Origin of the sequence: Gaetbulibacter sp. M235 (assembly GCF_043876835.1) — a bacterium.
Taxonomy (GTDB): domain Bacteria; phylum Bacteroidota; class Bacteroidia; order Flavobacteriales; family Flavobacteriaceae; genus Yeosuana.
In genome coordinates, this window is the sequence record NZ_JBAWJZ010000004.1 from 94,191 (window position 1) to 109,837 (window position 15,647).

Annotated in this window: 13 protein-coding genes; all 13 read left to right on the forward strand. The window is 32.7% G+C overall.

What is annotated here, in order from left to right; genetic code table 11:
• Positions 1 to 150 precede the first annotated feature (150 nt).
• The 13 genes from mraZ (at position 151) to ftsZ (ending at position 15,632) form a co-directional block, all read left to right on the forward strand.
• Positions 151 to 621 carry a division/cell wall cluster transcriptional repressor MraZ gene (gene mraZ, locus V8G69_RS07790; protein ID WP_394881274.1) on the forward strand — a complete coding sequence of 157 codons (471 nt, stop codon included), beginning with the start codon at positions 151 to 153 and terminating at the stop codon, positions 619 to 621.
• Positions 608 to 1,504, forward strand: coding sequence for a 16S rRNA (cytosine(1402)-N(4))-methyltransferase RsmH (gene rsmH / locus V8G69_RS07795; RefSeq protein ID WP_394881275.1), 897 nt, complete (start codon positions 608 to 610; stop codon positions 1,502 to 1,504). Before mraZ ends, rsmH begins: the two co-directional genes overlap by 14 nt.
• Positions 1,505 to 1,822, forward strand: coding sequence for an FtsL-like putative cell division protein (locus V8G69_RS07800; RefSeq protein ID WP_394881276.1), 318 nt, complete (start codon positions 1,505 to 1,507; stop codon positions 1,820 to 1,822). It abuts the gene before it with no gap.
• A 61-nt stretch (positions 1,823 to 1,883) separates the two neighbouring features.
• Positions 1,884 to 3,845: a penicillin-binding protein gene (locus V8G69_RS07805; protein WP_394881277.1), complete on the forward strand. Its 1,962-nt coding sequence runs from the start codon at positions 1,884 to 1,886 to the stop codon at positions 3,843 to 3,845.
• On the forward strand, positions 3,842 to 5,305 hold the full coding sequence (locus V8G69_RS07810) for a UDP-N-acetylmuramoyl-L-alanyl-D-glutamate--2,6-diaminopimelate ligase (protein WP_394881278.1): 1,464 nt from the start codon (positions 3,842 to 3,844) through the stop codon (positions 5,303 to 5,305). Before V8G69_RS07805 ends, V8G69_RS07810 begins: the two co-directional genes overlap by 4 nt.
• Before the next feature lies 1 nt (position 5,306).
• A complete protein-coding gene (gene mraY / locus V8G69_RS07815; RefSeq protein ID WP_394881279.1) occupies positions 5,307 to 6,548 on the forward strand; it encodes a phospho-N-acetylmuramoyl-pentapeptide-transferase in 1,242 nt (413 codons plus the stop codon).
• Positions 6,549 to 7,880, forward strand: coding sequence for a UDP-N-acetylmuramoyl-L-alanine--D-glutamate ligase (murD, locus tag V8G69_RS07820; RefSeq protein ID WP_394881280.1), 1,332 nt, complete (start codon positions 6,549 to 6,551; stop codon positions 7,878 to 7,880). It abuts the gene before it with no gap.
• Between the two features lie 28 nt (positions 7,881 to 7,908).
• Positions 7,909 to 9,102 (forward strand): FtsW/RodA/SpoVE family cell cycle protein, encoded by a 1,194-nt coding sequence (locus V8G69_RS07825; protein WP_394881281.1) that lies wholly within the window; start codon positions 7,909 to 7,911, stop codon positions 9,100 to 9,102.
• Between the two features lie 12 nt (positions 9,103 to 9,114).
• Entirely contained in the window at positions 9,115 to 10,221 is a 1,107-nt protein-coding gene (murG, locus tag V8G69_RS07830) for an undecaprenyldiphospho-muramoylpentapeptide beta-N-acetylglucosaminyltransferase (protein WP_394881282.1), read from the forward strand.
• Between the two features lies 1 nt (position 10,222).
• The gene (murC, locus tag V8G69_RS07835) at positions 10,223 to 11,575 is read left to right on the forward strand and encodes a UDP-N-acetylmuramate--L-alanine ligase (protein ID WP_394881283.1); all 1,353 of its coding nucleotides are present in this window, start codon (positions 10,223 to 10,225) and stop codon (positions 11,573 to 11,575) included.
• A 16-nt stretch (positions 11,576 to 11,591) separates the two neighbouring features.
• Entirely contained in the window at positions 11,592 to 12,284 is a 693-nt protein-coding gene (locus V8G69_RS07840) for a cell division protein FtsQ/DivIB (RefSeq protein WP_394881284.1), read from the forward strand.
• Positions 12,285 to 12,287: 3 nt separating this feature from the next.
• Entirely contained in the window at positions 12,288 to 13,595 is a 1,308-nt protein-coding gene (gene ftsA, locus V8G69_RS07845) for a cell division protein FtsA (RefSeq protein WP_394881285.1), read from the forward strand.
• A gap of 75 nt (positions 13,596 to 13,670) precedes the next feature.
• Positions 13,671 to 15,632 carry a cell division protein FtsZ gene (ftsZ, locus tag V8G69_RS07850; RefSeq protein ID WP_394881286.1) on the forward strand — a complete coding sequence of 654 codons (1,962 nt, stop codon included), beginning with the start codon at positions 13,671 to 13,673 and terminating at the stop codon, positions 15,630 to 15,632.
• Positions 15,633 to 15,647 lie beyond the last annotated feature (15 nt).

Below are 15,647 nucleotides of genomic sequence, written 5' to 3' on the forward strand. Positions count from 1 at the left end.
AACAAGGAATTAAGTATTGTTTTTTAAAGATAAATGGCATGATAATGGTATTTGGTCGAAAAATTATTAACAAAGTGGTATATTGTGGTAAAAAGTGGTAAAATTTTCAATATATTTGAAACTTAAAGACTAAAACTACTACCAGCTGTTTTGAATTCATTAATAGGGACATACGAATGTAAAGTTGATGCTAAGGGAAGGCTTATGCTTCCTGCTGCATTAAAAAAGCAGCTGAATCCTGTCTTGCAAAGTGGTTTTGTTTTAAAACGTGCTGTCTTTCAATCTTGTTTAGAATTGTATCCTATGTCTGAATGGGAGATTTTAATGCAAAAAGTGAATAAGCTTAATAAGTTTAAAAAGAAGAATAATGATTTTATACGTCGTTTTACGGCTGGCGTAAAAGTTATTGAGATTGACTCTAATGGTCGTCTATTGATACCTAAAGACTTGACGGTTTTTGCAAATATTTCAAAAAACATAGTGGTGTCTTCTGCTATTAACATAATTGAAATATGGGATAAAGATAAATATGAACAGGCTATTGATGATGCAACAGGAGACTTTGCGGATTTAGCTGAAGAAGTTATGGGACAAGAAGACGATGACAATGGAATATCATAACCCAGTATTGCTAAAAGAAACCGTTGAAGGTTTAAAAATTAAAGAAGACGGTGTTTATGTTGATGTGACTTTTGGTGGTGGTGGTCACAGCAGAGAAATATTAAAACATCTTGGAGACAAGGGGAAATTGTTTGCTTTTGATCAAGATCAAGACGCTCTTGCAAATACTATTGACGATAACAGGTTTACTTTAATTAATGAAAATTTCAGGCACATAAAACGTTTTTTGAGATTTTATGGGGTTAAGCAAGTAGATGGCATTTTAGCAGATTTTGGTGTGTCATCACATCAGTTTGATGTTGCGGAAAGAGGTTTTTCAACACGTTTTGAAGCCGATTTAGATATGAGGATGAATCAAAAAAATCAATTATCAGCTTTTAATGTGATAAATGAATATGAAGAAGAACAGTTGAAAAATGTATTCTTACAATATGGTGAATTAAGAGCAGGATTAGCAATGGCTAAAGTTATTATTGAGCATAGAAAAGACCATGTTATTAAAACCAGTGAGCAACTTAAAAAGGTGTTGAAGAAATTCTTGCCGCCAAGACATGAAAATAAAGTATTAGCACAAATATATCAAGCCATTCGTATAGAGGTGAATCAGGAAATTGAAGCTTTAAAAGAATTTTTAGAACAAACACCAGAGCTTTTAAAACAAGGAGGTAGGTTGAGCTTTATTTCGTATCACTCTTTAGAAGACAGATTAGTGAAACGTTTTATTAGAAATGGAATGTTTGAAGGTGAGCCAGAGCGTGATATGTATGGAAATTTTGAAGTGCCTTTAAAAAAAATAAACGGACTTATTGTGCCGTCAAAAGAAGAGATCAATAGTAACAGCAGAGCAAGAAGTGCAAAATTGAGAGTAGCTGAAAAAATATAAATGAAAAAAAGTATCTATAGAATATTAAAAGGAACCTTTTTGGTGAGTGATGATTCTTTTAAAAACTGGAGAGTTATCATTTTTATTTCTTCTTTGGCTATAGTGATGATTGCAAGTTCTCATAGCGCTGATAAAAAAGTATATGAAATTGCTAGATTAAAAAATGAAGTAAATGAAATGCGTTCAGAATTTATTGATGGGCGCTCAAAATTAATGAGATTAAAAATGGAATCTGAAATTATGGTAGCAATGCAGAAAAAGGGTATAGCTCCTTCGGTAATTCCGCCAAAAAAAATAAAAGTCAAATCACAACAATAATATAGTCTTGGCAGTAAGCGAGAAAAACATATTAAATCGATTATATTTTATTGCAGGATGCATGTTCATCTTCTGTTTGGCTGTGGTATTTAAATTAACATCGATTCAATTTGTTCAAGGTGATAAATACAGAGCGTTAGCTGAACAACGTGTAGTGAAAAATGTTATAATTCCGGCTAATAGAGGTAATGTATATTCAGCAAAAGGAAATTTATTAGCTACCTCGATACCAAAATATGATATAAGATTTGATGCATTAACACCTTCAAATAAAACTTTTGAAAAATATTTAAAACCCTTATGTGATTCACTTTCTAAATACTCAGGAAAATCATCAGGTTATTATCAGAATGATATCAGAAAAGCAAGAGCGAATAAAAACAGATATTATTTAATTGCTAGAAATATTGGGTATTCAGATTATATACGATTAAGAAATTTTCCACTTCTAAACCTAGGTGCTTTTAAAGGAGGTTTGATTGTTGAGCAAAATACAAAACGCGAACATCCAATGGGTGGTATTGCACAACGCTCCATTGGTTATGAAAGATTTGATGACCAAGGTAATGTAACACGGGCTGGAATTGATGGAGCTTATGGTGTTAAATATTTACGAGGAACTGATGGTAAACGTGCTAAACAACAGATAGGTAAAGGGCAATGGAAACCAATAGCCGATTATAATCAGATTGAACCTCAAGATGGGTATGACGTTTATACAACTATCGATGTAAATATTCAGGATATAGCACACCATGCTTTGTTGGAACAGCTGGAAAAATACAAAGCAGATCATGGTTGTGTTGTAGTAATGGAAACCAAAACTGGCGAAATTAAAGCAATATCAAATTTAGGCAGAAATAGTGAAGGGTATTATTATGAGCGCTTAAACTATGCCGTGGGAGAAAGTCATGAACCTGGTTCTACTTTTAAATTAATGGCTATCACAGCTGCGCTTGAAGATAAAGTGATAGATACAAGTGATGTGGTAGATACAGAAAAAGGTGTTATTTGGTTTTATGGTAAGCCAGTAAAAGATTCGCATCACGGAGGTTATGGGAAAATATCAATTTCAAGAGCTTTTGAAGTGTCTTCAAACACCGGAGTTGTTAGAGCTATAGATAAAGCATATTCTAAAAATCCTGAAAAATTTGTGGATAGGTTATATAAAATGAACCTAAACAATAAACTGGATCTTTCTATTTTGGGCGAACCTCAACCTACTATTCCTGATCCAAGAATTAAAAATGGTCGTTGGAGTGGAATAGCATTGCAATGGATGGCTTTTGGTTATGGGGTTCAATTTACGCCTTTACAAACATTAACTTTTTACAATGCAATAGCTAATGATGGAGAAATGGTGAAACCTCAATTTTTAAAAGAGGTTAGATCGTTTGATAAAGTGATTGTACCATTCGAAAAAGAAGTTTTAAACAAACAAATCTGCTCAAAAGAAACCATAGCTAAAGTGCAGCAATTACTTAAAAATGTAGTAGAAAAAGATCATGGTACTGGTCATAGGTTATATTCTGAAAATTTTTCAATGGCAGGCAAAACGGGAACTTGTCAAAAAGATTACAGAAACAAAGAAAAGCTAAATTATATATCGTCTTTCGCAGGTTATTTTCCAGCAGACAATCCAAAATATTCTTGCATTGTTGTGATTCATGAACCAGATAAAAGTGTTGGGTACTATGGAGCTGACGTGTCTGGGCCAGTCTTTAAAAAAATTGCTCAAAAAATATTTACAGATACACCAATTGTCGATGAGGTAAAATCTTTAAATGTTAAATACGCATCTGCCGAAAGTGAATATGAAAATTTTTATGAAACAGCCCAAAATTATAAAACCATCATGCCAAGTGTTGTTGGTTTGCCAGCTATGGATGCAGTTGCCTTGTTAGAGAATATGCAGGTAAAGGTGAAAGTAAAATTAGAAGGAAGTGGTGTAATAAAAAAACAATCTGTTGAACAGAATATTAAACTAAAAAATAACCAAGTAGTTGTACTAACAGCATCATGATAGCTCTAAAGGACATATTATATAAAGTAACCTTAAACGCTGTAGTAGGTAGCACTTTTGTGGATATCAATGAAATTCATTTTGATTCAAGAAATGTTGCTAAAAATAATGCTTTTGTTGCAATAAAAGGTACTCATGTAGATGGGCATGAGTTCATAGAAAAAGCAATTGAAAAGGGTGCAATTGCAATTGTTTGCGAAACCATACCGGCTGATTTGCATAATGGAATTACGTATGTAGAAGTAGAAAATGCAGGTAAAGCATTGGCTTATATGGCATCTAATTATTATGGAGTGCCTTCAGAAAACCTAAAGCTAGTCGGTGTTACAGGAACCAATGGAAAAACAACGGTGGCAACATTGTTATACCAGTTGTTCAAAAAAGCAGGATTTAAAGTTGGATTGCTTTCAACCGTTAAGATTATGGTTGATAGTAAAGAATATAAAGCTACACATACAACACCAGACTCATTGACTATAAATAAGTATTTAAATGAGATGAGTAAAGATGGGGTTGAGTTTTGCTTTATGGAAGTAAGCTCCCATGGTATCCATCAATTTAGAACTGAAGGATTGCATTTTGTTGGTGGTATTTTTACCAATTTAACACACGATCATTTAGATTATCACAACTCGTTTGCAGAATATAGAGATGTTAAAAAATCGTTTTTTGATAATCTTCCAAGTACTGCTTTTGCACTTGTAAATGTTGATGATAAAAATGGTTTAGTGATGCTTCAAAACACGCAAGCCAGAAAGTTTACCTATGCATTAAAAACCTATGCAGATTATAGAGTTCAAATTTTGGAAAACGAATTTGGAGGTTTATTGCTTAAAATAAATGAGAGCGAAGTTTGGACTAGGTTAATTGGAAATTTCAATGCATATAACATTTTGGCTATTTATGCTACTGCTGATTTATTAGGGTTAGATAAATCAGAAATACTTCAGTTGATAAGTGCTTTAGAAAGTGTAAGTGGGCGTTTTCAATATTTAATTTCAGATGAAAAAATCACAGCCATTGTTGATTATGCACATACACCAGATGCACTTAAAAATGTATTGGAAACTATAAATAGTATTCGAACTAAAAATGAAGAGCTAATCACTGTTTTTGGTTGTGGTGGCGATAGAGATAAAACAAAGCGCCCAACTATGGGCAATATTGCTTCAGCTTTAAGTACAAAAGTAATTATAACCAGTGATAACCCTCGTAGTGAAGAGCCAAATACAATAATTAGTGAAATAGAAAAAGGAGTAGAACCTCAAAACATTAGAAAAGTAGTTTCAATAGTTGACAGAAAGCAAGCTATTAAAACAGCTTGTCAAATGGCACAACCAAATGACATCATTTTAATTGCGGGAAAAGGGCATGAAACCTATCAGGAAATAAAAGGAGAGCGCTACGATTTTGATGATTATAAAATAGTACAAGAATTTTTAAAACAGTTACAAAAATAATATGCTGTATTACCTATTTGATTATTTAGAAAAACAATTCCAATTACCAGGGGCATCACTTTTTGGGTTTATCACCTTTAGGGCAGCGGCTGCGATAATATTATCGTTGTTAATTTCAACAATTTACGGTAAAAGAATCATTCGTTTTTTATTAAAACAACAAGTAGGGGAAACGATTAGAGACTTAGGTTTAGAAGGCCAACAACAAAAAGCAGGTACGCCAACAATGGGAGGGATTATCATCATTCTTGCGACTTTAATACCTGTAATACTATTCGCAAAGTTAGAAAACATATACATCATTTTGCTAATTGTTACAACGCTTTGGATGGGAACAATTGGGTTTATTGATGATTATATCAAAAAGTTTAAAAAAGATAAAGAAGGTTTAAAAGGAAAGTTTAAAGTGTTGGGCCAAGTGGGGCTTGGAATTATTGTAGGAGCTACATTGTTTTTTAACAAAGATGTAACTATAAAGGAAAAATTGCCTATCCAAGTACAGCAAGAAATGTTGGCTGCAGATCCTAATTTGTCACCTTCAAAACTTTTTAAAGTTGAAGAAAAATCAACCAAAACCACTATCCCTTTTGTTAAAGGGAATGAGTTTGATTATGCCGAAATTATAATCTGGATAAACCCTGGCTTAGAAAAATATGCTTGGGTAATTTTTATTCTTGTTGCCATTTTCATTATTACTGCAGTTTCAAATGGCGCTAATCTTACCGATGGAATTGATGGTTTAGCAGCAGGAACCTCGGCAATCATTGTGCTTACTTTAGGAATTTTTGCATGGGTTTCTGGTAACATTATTTTTTCAGATTATCTCAATATTATGTATATCCCAAGAGTTGAAGAAATTTCAATTTATATAGCTGCTTTTGTTGGTGCGCTTATTGGATTTCTTTGGTACAATACCTATCCGGCTCAGGTTTTTATGGGAGATACAGGAAGCTTAACTATCGGTGGTATTATCGCAGTTATAGCCATAGCCGTTAGAAAGGAATGGTTAATTCCTGTTCTGTGTGGAATTTTCTTAGCGGAAAACTTATCGGTAGTGTTACAGGTAAGCTATTTCAAATACACTAAGAAAAAATATGGAGAAGGAAGGAGAATATTCAAGATGTCTCCATTGCATCATCATTATCAAAAATCAGGGTATCACGAAAGTAAAATAGTTACAAGATTTTGGATTGTTGGCATTTTATTGGCCATCATTTCTATTGTGACATTGAAAATTAGATAGATGAAACGATTAGTGATTCTTGGAGGAGGAGAAAGCGGTGTAGGAACAGCGCTTTTAGGAAAGGAAAAAGGTTTTGAAATATTTGTTTCAGATAAAGGAACAATTAAAGAAAAATATAAACAAGTTCTTATACATAATGAGATTGAATGGGAAGAAGGTAATCATACAGAATCAAAAATCCTGAATGCAGACCTTGTAATGAAAAGCCCTGGAATACCAGATAAAGCACCACTGGTGAAATTGATTCATGAAAAAGGAATTTTAGTAGTTTCTGAAATTGAATTTGCTTCACATTTTACCGATGCAACGATTATTGGTATTACAGGAAGTAATGGTAAAACAACAACAGCAACCTTAACACATCATATTTTAAAACAAGAATTGAATGTGGGATTGGCTGGGAATATTGGGGACAGTTTTGCAAAACAAATTTTGGAAAAGGATTATCAAAACTATGTGTTGGAAATAAGCAGTTTTCAATTAGATGATATTGTTGATTTTAAACCGCATATAGCTGTCATTACAAACATTACACCCGATCATTTGGATAGATATAATTATCAATTTGAAAATTATATCGCTTCAAAATTCAGAATAGCAGAAAATCAAACAAAAGAGGATTATTTGATTTATGACGCCGATGATGAGGTAATCAATGACTGGTTAAAAAACAATTCAATTCAATCTACTTTATTGCCATTTTCACTAACAAAAACTATTGAAAATGGTGCGTATTTAGACAATAATAATATAAAAATAACTATAGATAACAATCAAATAATTATGCCAACATCAAATCTTGCTTTAGAAGGAAAACACAATATTAAAAACGCAATGGCTGCTTCAACAGTGGCACATTTATTAAAAATTAGAAAGCAAACAATTAGAGAAAGTCTAGAAAATTTTCAAGGGGTTGAACATAGATTAGAGCATGTATTAAAGATTAATAAAGTGCAATATATCAACGATTCAAAAGCAACCAATGTAAATGCTACTTATTATGCTTTAGAAAGCATGGATACGCCAACTGTCTGGATTGTTGGCGGACAAGATAAAGGCAATAATTATGAAGAATTGTTTTCGTTCGTAAATGAAAAGGTGAAGGCAATCATTTGTTTAGGTGTTGACAATGAAAAACTATTGAACACTTTTGGAGGAATGGTTGATATTATTGTCGAAACTCAATTTATGAGTGAAGCAGTAAAAATAGCTTATAAAATTGCTGAAGCAGGCGACACCGTATTGCTGTCTCCAGCTTGTGCAAGTTTTGATTTGTTTGAAAACTATGAGGATAGAGGGCGTCAATTTAAAGCAGCAGTTAGAAATTTATAATACTAAATAGAAGTATAGAAGAGCAAAAATGCAAACACTATTTAACAACATAAAGGGAGATCGTTTAATATGGGCTATAGTAGCTTTGTTGGCAATTTTCTCGTTTCTTCCTGTGTATAGTGCTGCAAGTAATTTGGCTTATTCGGGAGGAAACACAAGTACTTTCGCCTTTTTTGTTAAGCATTTTATGCATCTATTTTTAGGCTTTGCTATTATGTATGGCGTTCATAAAATCCCTTACAGATATTTTAGAGGCTTGTCGTTGGTAATGATTCCAATTGTGCTTATTCTATTATTGGTTACAATGTTTCAAGGTGTTACCATTGAAGGAGCGAACGCCAGTAGATGGATTCAAATTCCAATTGTAGGCATGTCTTTTCAAACATCTACATTGGCGTCTGTGGTACTCATGGTATATGTTGCAAGGTATATGTCTAAAATAAAAGATAAAGACATCACTTTTAAGGCATCTATTTTGCCACTTTGGCTTCCGGTATTTTTAGTGTTGGTTTTAATCTTGCCAGCAAACCTTTCAACAGCAGCTATTATGTTTGTTATGGTTGTAATGTTGGTGTTTTTGGGTGGTTATCCAATTCGTTATTTACTTATCATTTTGGGCTCTGGTGTTTTGGCTTTAGCATTATTTATTTTAATAGCAAAAGCATTTCCTGATGCTATGCCAAATAGAATTGATACTTGGATGAGTCGATTAGAAAGTTTTTCAAACGATGAAGATACAGAAGCCGATTATCAAATAGAAAAGGCAAAAATAGCGATTGCTTCAGGTGGTATTCAAGGTGTTGGACCTGGAAAGAGTATCCAAAAGAACTTTTTACCTCAATCATCATCCGATTTTATTTTCGCTATCATAATTGAAGAATATGGCCTGATAGGTGGTTTAGCAATTATCATTTTGTATATGTGGTTATTATTCAGAATTGTTATTGTGGCTCAAAAATCTGATACCATTTTTGGAAAGTTACTGGTTTTAGGAGTAGGACTTCCAATTGTTTTTCAGGCTTTAATAAATATGGCAGTTGCAGTAGAGTTATTTCCTGTTACTGGCCAAACATTACCACTTATCAGTAGTGGAGGAACTTCCATTTGGATGACTTGTTTAGCTATTGGAATTATTTTAAGTGTTAGTGCAAAAAGAGAAGAAATAAAAGAGTTTGAGAATATAGAAGAGAACCCTTTAGAGATTTTATCAGAAACCATTTAAAAATGACAAGAAGTGTCAGATAAAAATAAAACATATAAAATTATTCTTTCAGGAGGCGGAACAGGTGGACATATCTATCCTGCTATTGCTATTGCAAACGAATTAAAAAATCGTTTTCCAAATGCTGAATTTTTATTTGTTGGTGCCAAGGATAGAATGGAAATGGAAAAAGTGCCACAGGCTGGATATAATATTAAAGGTTTATGGATTTCTGGTATTCAAAGACAATTGACACTAAAAAACCTGATGTTCCCTTTTAAACTTATGAGTAGTTTATGGAACGCCAAAAAAATAGTAAAGGCATTTAAGCCAGATATTGCCATTGGTACTGGAGGATTTGCAAGTGGGCCATTATTATATATTGCTGCTTCTAAAAAGATACCGTGTTTAATACAAGAGCAGAATTCGTATCCAGGAATCACCAATAAATTATTAGCTAAAAAAGTTCAGAAGATATGTGTGGCTTACGATAATTTAGAACGATTTTTTCCAACTGATAAAACCATAAAAACTGGAAATCCAGTTCGACAAGATTTACTCAATATAGAAAGTAAAACAGTTGAGGCTAAAGATTTTTTCAATCTTAAACATGGAAAATATACTTTGTTGGTTTTAGGTGGAAGTTTAGGCGCAAGAAATATTAATGATTTAATTGAAAGAGAACTAGATTTTCTTAGTACTCAAAATGTACAAGTAATTTGGCAATGTGGAAAATTATATTATAGTCAGTATAAGATTTACAATAACACAAAAGATATTCAGGTGTATCCATTTTTAAACAACATGGATTTTGCATATGCAGCAGCAGACATAATAATTTCCAGAGCAGGAGCAAGTTCGGTTTCAGAATTGTGTATAGTAGGAAAGCCAGTAATTTTTATACCATCTCCCAATGTGGCAGAAGATCATCAAACCAAAAATGCATTGGCTATTGTAAATAATGATGCAGCAATGCTAATAAAGGAAGAGGATTTAGAAGTAGATTTTAAAAATAAATTTTCACAATTAATACAATCTCCTGAAAAACAAAAACATTTAGGAGACAACATAAAAAAATTGGCATTAGTAAATGCAACAAACCAAATAGCAGATGAAGTTGTAAAACTTTTAGAAAAATAAAATGAATTTAAAGAACATACATAACGTCTTTTTTATTGGTATTGGAGGTATTGGTATGAGCGCTTTGGCAAGATATTTTAAAGCCAAAGATATGTATGTTGCTGGTTATGATAAAACACCAACTGAGTTAACAGATAGTCTTTCGGCTCTGGGTATTAATGTTCATTTTCAAGATTCTTTAGAACTTATAGATTCACCGTTTTTAAATTCAGATAATACATTGGTAGTTTATACGCCAGCAGTTCCAAGTAGTCATAGGCAGTTAGAATTTTTTAAATCGAAAGGTTTTCAAGTTTTAAAACGTTCAAAGGTTTTAGGATTGATTACAGAAAACACATTTTGTTTAGCTATTGCAGGAACACATGGTAAAACTACAACAACCAGTATTTTAGGGCATTTAATGTATGAATGTAATGTGCCCTTAACAGCCTTTTTAGGAGGAATAAGTGAAAATTATAATTCTAATTTAATATTGAATGGAACCGAAGTCTCTGTTGTTGAGGCTGATGAGTTTGATCGTTCGTTTTTAACATTGTCTCCAGATATAGCATGTATTACATCCATGGATGCGGATCATTTAGATATTTATGGAGATGCTTCACAGTTGAGAAAGTCTTTTGAAGATTTTTCAAAAAGAGTAAAACCAAACGGAAAATTATTTATTAAAAATGGACTTCCATTAGATGGTATTACTTATGGAATAGAAGATGATTCTGATTATTCAGTACAAAATATAAAAATACAAAATGGCACCTATGTTTTTGATGTTAAAACACCAAAAACAGTGCTTGAAAATCTGCAATTTAACCTGCCCGGTAGACATAATCTGTCGAATGCATTAATAGCCTTAGCGATGGCTGTAGAGTACGGTTGCCCTTACCGACAGCTCGCTGAGGCATTAGCATCTTATAAAGGCGTTAAAAGAAGATTTACATATCAAATAAAAACAGAAAATTTTGTTTATATAGATGATTATGCGCATCATCCAGAAGAGATTAATGCCGTTTATCAAGCCATTAGAGAAATGTATCCTGGTAAAAAAATATTAGCCATTTTTCAACCGCATTTATTTAGTAGAACAAGGGATTTTGTAGATGACTTTGCAAAAAGTTTGTCTCAGTTTGATGAAATTATGTTGTTTGATATTTATCCAGCAAGAGAATTGCCTATTGAGGGAGTTACATCATTATGGTTGTTAAATAAAATTGAAAATCCAAATAAGCAGCTTATAAGTAAAGCAGAAATTATGAAAAAAATCCATGAGAGTAAAGCGCAAGTTTTGCTAACAATTGGGGCTGGTGACATTGGCGAAGAAGTTAAACATATAAAAAAAGAATTGAGTGTTGCGAGTTAATTGGAATTACATAAAAATGATAACTCTTTTAGGCGTTGTAATATTTTTATTTGCATTTGCGTCCAGCAAAAATGCAATTAGAAAAGTGCCTCAAGTTGATATTAATTTTATTGGTGAAAACAATCTCTTTGTAACACATGAAACTGTTAGTAAATTGTTAATACAAAATCAACGCAGTGTTAAAAATATGGCTAAAGAAACTTTAGATTTGAATCAATTAGAGAAGTCCCTGAATTCTAATCCAATGATAAAATCAGCTGAAGTGTATGTTGCTGTAAATGGAACAGTTAAAGCTGATATTGAACAAAAAACACCTATTGCAAGAGTGAGCACTACAGAGTCCTATTATGTAGATGACGAAGGTTTTTTTATGCCATTGTCAAATAATTTTACGGCTAGAGTGCCTTTGGTTACAGGTTTTGTAAAAAAGAATGATTTAAAAAATGTTTATTCAGTTGCTAACAAAATTAAAAATGATGACTTTCTAATGAAAAACGTTATAGAAATTCGTCAGGATTCAGATATGACCATTTATTTAAAACTTCGACAATGCAAGTTTGAAGTAAAATTGGGTGATGTTAATTTTTTAGACAAAAAAATAAATAACCTCAAAGCTTTCTATCAAAAAAACCTACAAGACAGAACACTTAATAATTATAGTAAAGTCAATTTGCAATTTGACAATCAAGTAGTATGTACCAAAACGTAAACAATGGAGCATAATATAGCAGTAGGATTAGACATAGGAACCACAAAAATTGTGGCCATGATTGGACGTAAAAATGAATACGGCAAAGTAGAGATTTTAGGAATTGGAAAATCTAAAAGCTTAGGTGTTCATCGTGGTGTAGTAAATAATATTACACAAACCATTCAATCTATCCAGCAGGCAGTTCAAGAAGCTGAAGCATCTTCAGAAATTAAAATTGAAGGTGTTACTGTTGGTATTGCTGGTCAGCACATTCGTAGTCTTCAACACAGTGATTATATCACCAGACCAAATTCTGACTTGGTAATTGATGAAAACGATATTGATAAGCTTATCAATCAAGTTCACAAATTAGTGATGCTGCCAGGAGAAGAAATTATTCATGTGTTGCCACAAGAATATAAAGTTGATGGACAAGCTGAAATTAAGGAGCCTATTGGAATGTATGGTGGTCGTTTAGAAGCTAATTTTCATGTAGTAGTTGGCCAGGTGTCTTCTATAAGAAATATTGGGCGTTGTGTTCAAAGTGCTGGATTGAATTTAGAAGGGATTACACTAGAACCTTTAGCATCTGCAAACGCTGTGCTAAGTCAAGAAGAAAAAGAAGCAGGTGTAGCATTAATTGATATAGGTGGAGGTACCACAGATTTAGCCATTTTTAGAGATGGAATCATTCGTCATACGGCGGTTATTCCGTTTGGTGGTAATGTGATTACTGAAGACATAAAAGAAGGTTGTTCAATCATAGAAAAGCAAGCTGAATTATTAAAAATAAAATTTGGTTCTGCTTGGCCAGGTGAAAATAAAGACAATGAAATTGTGTCTATACCAGGATTACGAGGAAGAGAACCTAAAGAAATTACTTTAAAAAATCTATCAAAAATAATTCATGCCAGAGTGGTAGAAATTATTGAACAGGTTTATGTGGAAATAAAAAACTATGGACATGAAGAACAAAAGAAGAAATTAATCGCAGGCATAGTTTTAACAGGTGGCGGCAGTCAACTAAAACACTTAAAACAGTTGGTTGAATATATAACTGGAATGGATACCAGAATAGGTTACCCCAATGAGCATTTGGCAGGAGATAGTGATGACGATGTTACTAGCCCATTGTATGCAACAGCCGTTGGTTTGGTGTTAGACGGTTTAAAGCGACATGAAAGAAAACGTGCAGAGCAAATTGAAGAAGCAAAAAAAGATAATGCAAAGCCTCAGGAAATCATTGAAGAAAAACCAACACAACCAAGAAGATCCTTTCTGGATAAGTTAACTGAACGAGTGAAAGACTTTTTAGATAACGCAGAATAGAAAAGAAAAATAAGATCAAACCATCCATTGATAATAAAAAATAAAAATTAGTATAATACCAGTAAAACAGAATTTATGAGCAGCAAAAAAGAATTCGAAAGTATAGCATTTGATTTACCAAAAAATCAATCAAATGTAATTAAAGTTATTGGTGTTGGAGGAGGTGGCAGTAATGCCATCAATCATATGTTCCAACAAGGCATTAAAGGAGTTGATTTTTACATCTGTAATACAGATGCTCAAGCGCTTCAAAATAGTGGGGTACCTAATAAAATTCAATTAGGAGTTAATTTAACCGAAGGGCTAGGTGCTGGTGCAAATCCTCATGTTGGAGAGCAATCTGCAGTAGAAAGTTTCGAGGATATTTCAAATATGCTTGATACAAACACCAAAATGGTTTTTATTACTGCTGGAATGGGTGGAGGAACTGGTACTGGTGCAGCTCCAATTATTGCTAAAATGGCTAAAGATTTAGATATTTTAACAGTAGGAATAGTAACGATGCCTTTTCAGTTTGAAGGTAAAATGCGTATAGAGCAAGCTCAAAAAGGTATTGAAAATTTAAGATCTGTTGTAGATTCTTTAATTGTAATAAACAACAATAAACTTCGTGAAGTTTATGGAAACCTTGGCTTTAAGGCAGGATTTTCAAAAGCTGATGAGGTGTTATCTACTGCTGCTCGTGGTATTGCTGAAGTTATTACACATCATTATACACAAAACATCGATTTACGAGATGCTAAAACTGTGTTAAGTAATAGTGGGACAGCCATTATGGGTTCTGCTTTAGCTTCAGGGCAAAATCGTGCTCAAGATGCTATTAGAAAAGCATTGGATTCACCATTGCTTAATGACAACAAGATTACTGGAGCTAAAAATGTATTGCTGCTTATAGTTTCAGGATCCCATGAAATCACTATTGATGAAATAGGTGAAATTAACGATCACATTCAAAATGAAGCTGGTCATGGTGCTAATATCATTATGGGTGTTGGTGAAGATGAATCATTAGAAGAATCAATTGCTGTAACAATTATAGCAACAGGTTTTAATGTAGAGCAACAAGACGAAATTTCAAATACCGAAGTTAAAAAAGTGGTGCATTCTCTTGGTGAAGACCATGATTTTAAATCAAAAGAGCGTGAACCAGTAATTATTGCACCAGTAATTGAATTAGAGAAAAAAGAGCCACCAGTTCTTAAACATATTTTAGATTTTGGTGATGTTTCAGAAGATTGTGTAGAAGAAAAAATTAAGGCTACAAAGAAAGAAGATGATATTAAAGATGATTTTGAACTGATACCAACTTCAGAACTTATTAGAAATATTAAAGTGGTTTATGAAGAAGTTACTGCAAAAGTTCAAACCGAAGATGATTTCATAATTAAACCAGTAACAAAAATGTCTTCACCAGAGAAAAAGGTTATTGAAGATATTGAAGAAGAGCAACAAATCACCCTCACTTTTGATTTGCCACTTTCAAATAATGATGTTAATCAAGAAAAAAGCGAGGATGTAATTGAGTATAAATTGGAAGAAGAAGTTAAAAAAATCTCTGTTAAAGATTATGTAGAACTTATTACAGTTACAGAAACCAATGAAAAAGGAGATGTTCGTTATGCTTTAGATGATTATATTGAAGTGGAATCTTCAATGAACAAGAAACAAACAAATGTTAAGGAAGAAGTAATTGAAGGTTTTGATAAGGAAATTGTTTTTGAAAAGAAAGTAATATCAAAAGTTGAAGAAGAAAAAACAGATGATGAAATCGATCCAATGAATAGCCCAATTTCAGATATGCTTAAAGAAAGAGCCGCAGAACGCAGGCGTAAAATGAAAGACTTCAATTATAAATTCAATAATGCTAAGATTGATGATATAGAAAAAGTCCCAGCCTATAAACGTCAAGGTGTAGATTTAAAAGAAGTACAACATTCTTCAGAAACCGATATGTCTAGAACTAGTATTGGTACTGATGATAATGACGAAATACAATTGAGAAGCAACAATTCATTTTTACACGATAATGTTGACTAAAGAGTAACTGTTTAA

What these genes read in the sequence shown, in the direction of transcription:
- V8G69_RS07825 (WP_394881281.1), top strand. Translation starts at nt 7,909, where the DNA reads ATGCAAACACTATTTAACAACATAAAGGGAGATCGTTTAATATGGGCT.
- murD (WP_394881280.1), top strand. Translation starts at nt 6,549, where the DNA reads ATGAAACGATTAGTGATTCTTGGAGGAGGAGAAAGCGGTGTAGGAACA.
- V8G69_RS07805 (WP_394881277.1), top strand. Translation starts at nt 1,884, where the DNA reads ATGTTCATCTTCTGTTTGGCTGTGGTATTTAAATTAACATCGATTCAA.
- murC (WP_394881283.1), top strand. Translation starts at nt 10,223, where the DNA reads ATGAATTTAAAGAACATACATAACGTCTTTTTTATTGGTATTGGAGGT.
- ftsA (WP_394881285.1), top strand. Translation starts at nt 12,288, where the DNA reads ATGGAGCATAATATAGCAGTAGGATTAGACATAGGAACCACAAAAATT.
- ftsZ (WP_394881286.1), top strand. Translation starts at nt 13,671, where the DNA reads ATGAGCAGCAAAAAAGAATTCGAAAGTATAGCATTTGATTTACCAAAA.
- rsmH (WP_394881275.1), top strand. Translation starts at nt 608, where the DNA reads ATGGAATATCATAACCCAGTATTGCTAAAAGAAACCGTTGAAGGTTTA.
- V8G69_RS07800 (WP_394881276.1), top strand. Translation starts at nt 1,505, where the DNA reads ATGAAAAAAAGTATCTATAGAATATTAAAAGGAACCTTTTTGGTGAGT.
- V8G69_RS07840 (WP_394881284.1), top strand. Translation starts at nt 11,592, where the DNA reads ATGATAACTCTTTTAGGCGTTGTAATATTTTTATTTGCATTTGCGTCC.
- mraY (WP_394881279.1), top strand. Translation starts at nt 5,307, where the DNA reads ATGCTGTATTACCTATTTGATTATTTAGAAAAACAATTCCAATTACCA.
- V8G69_RS07810 (WP_394881278.1), top strand. Translation starts at nt 3,842, where the DNA reads ATGATAGCTCTAAAGGACATATTATATAAAGTAACCTTAAACGCTGTA.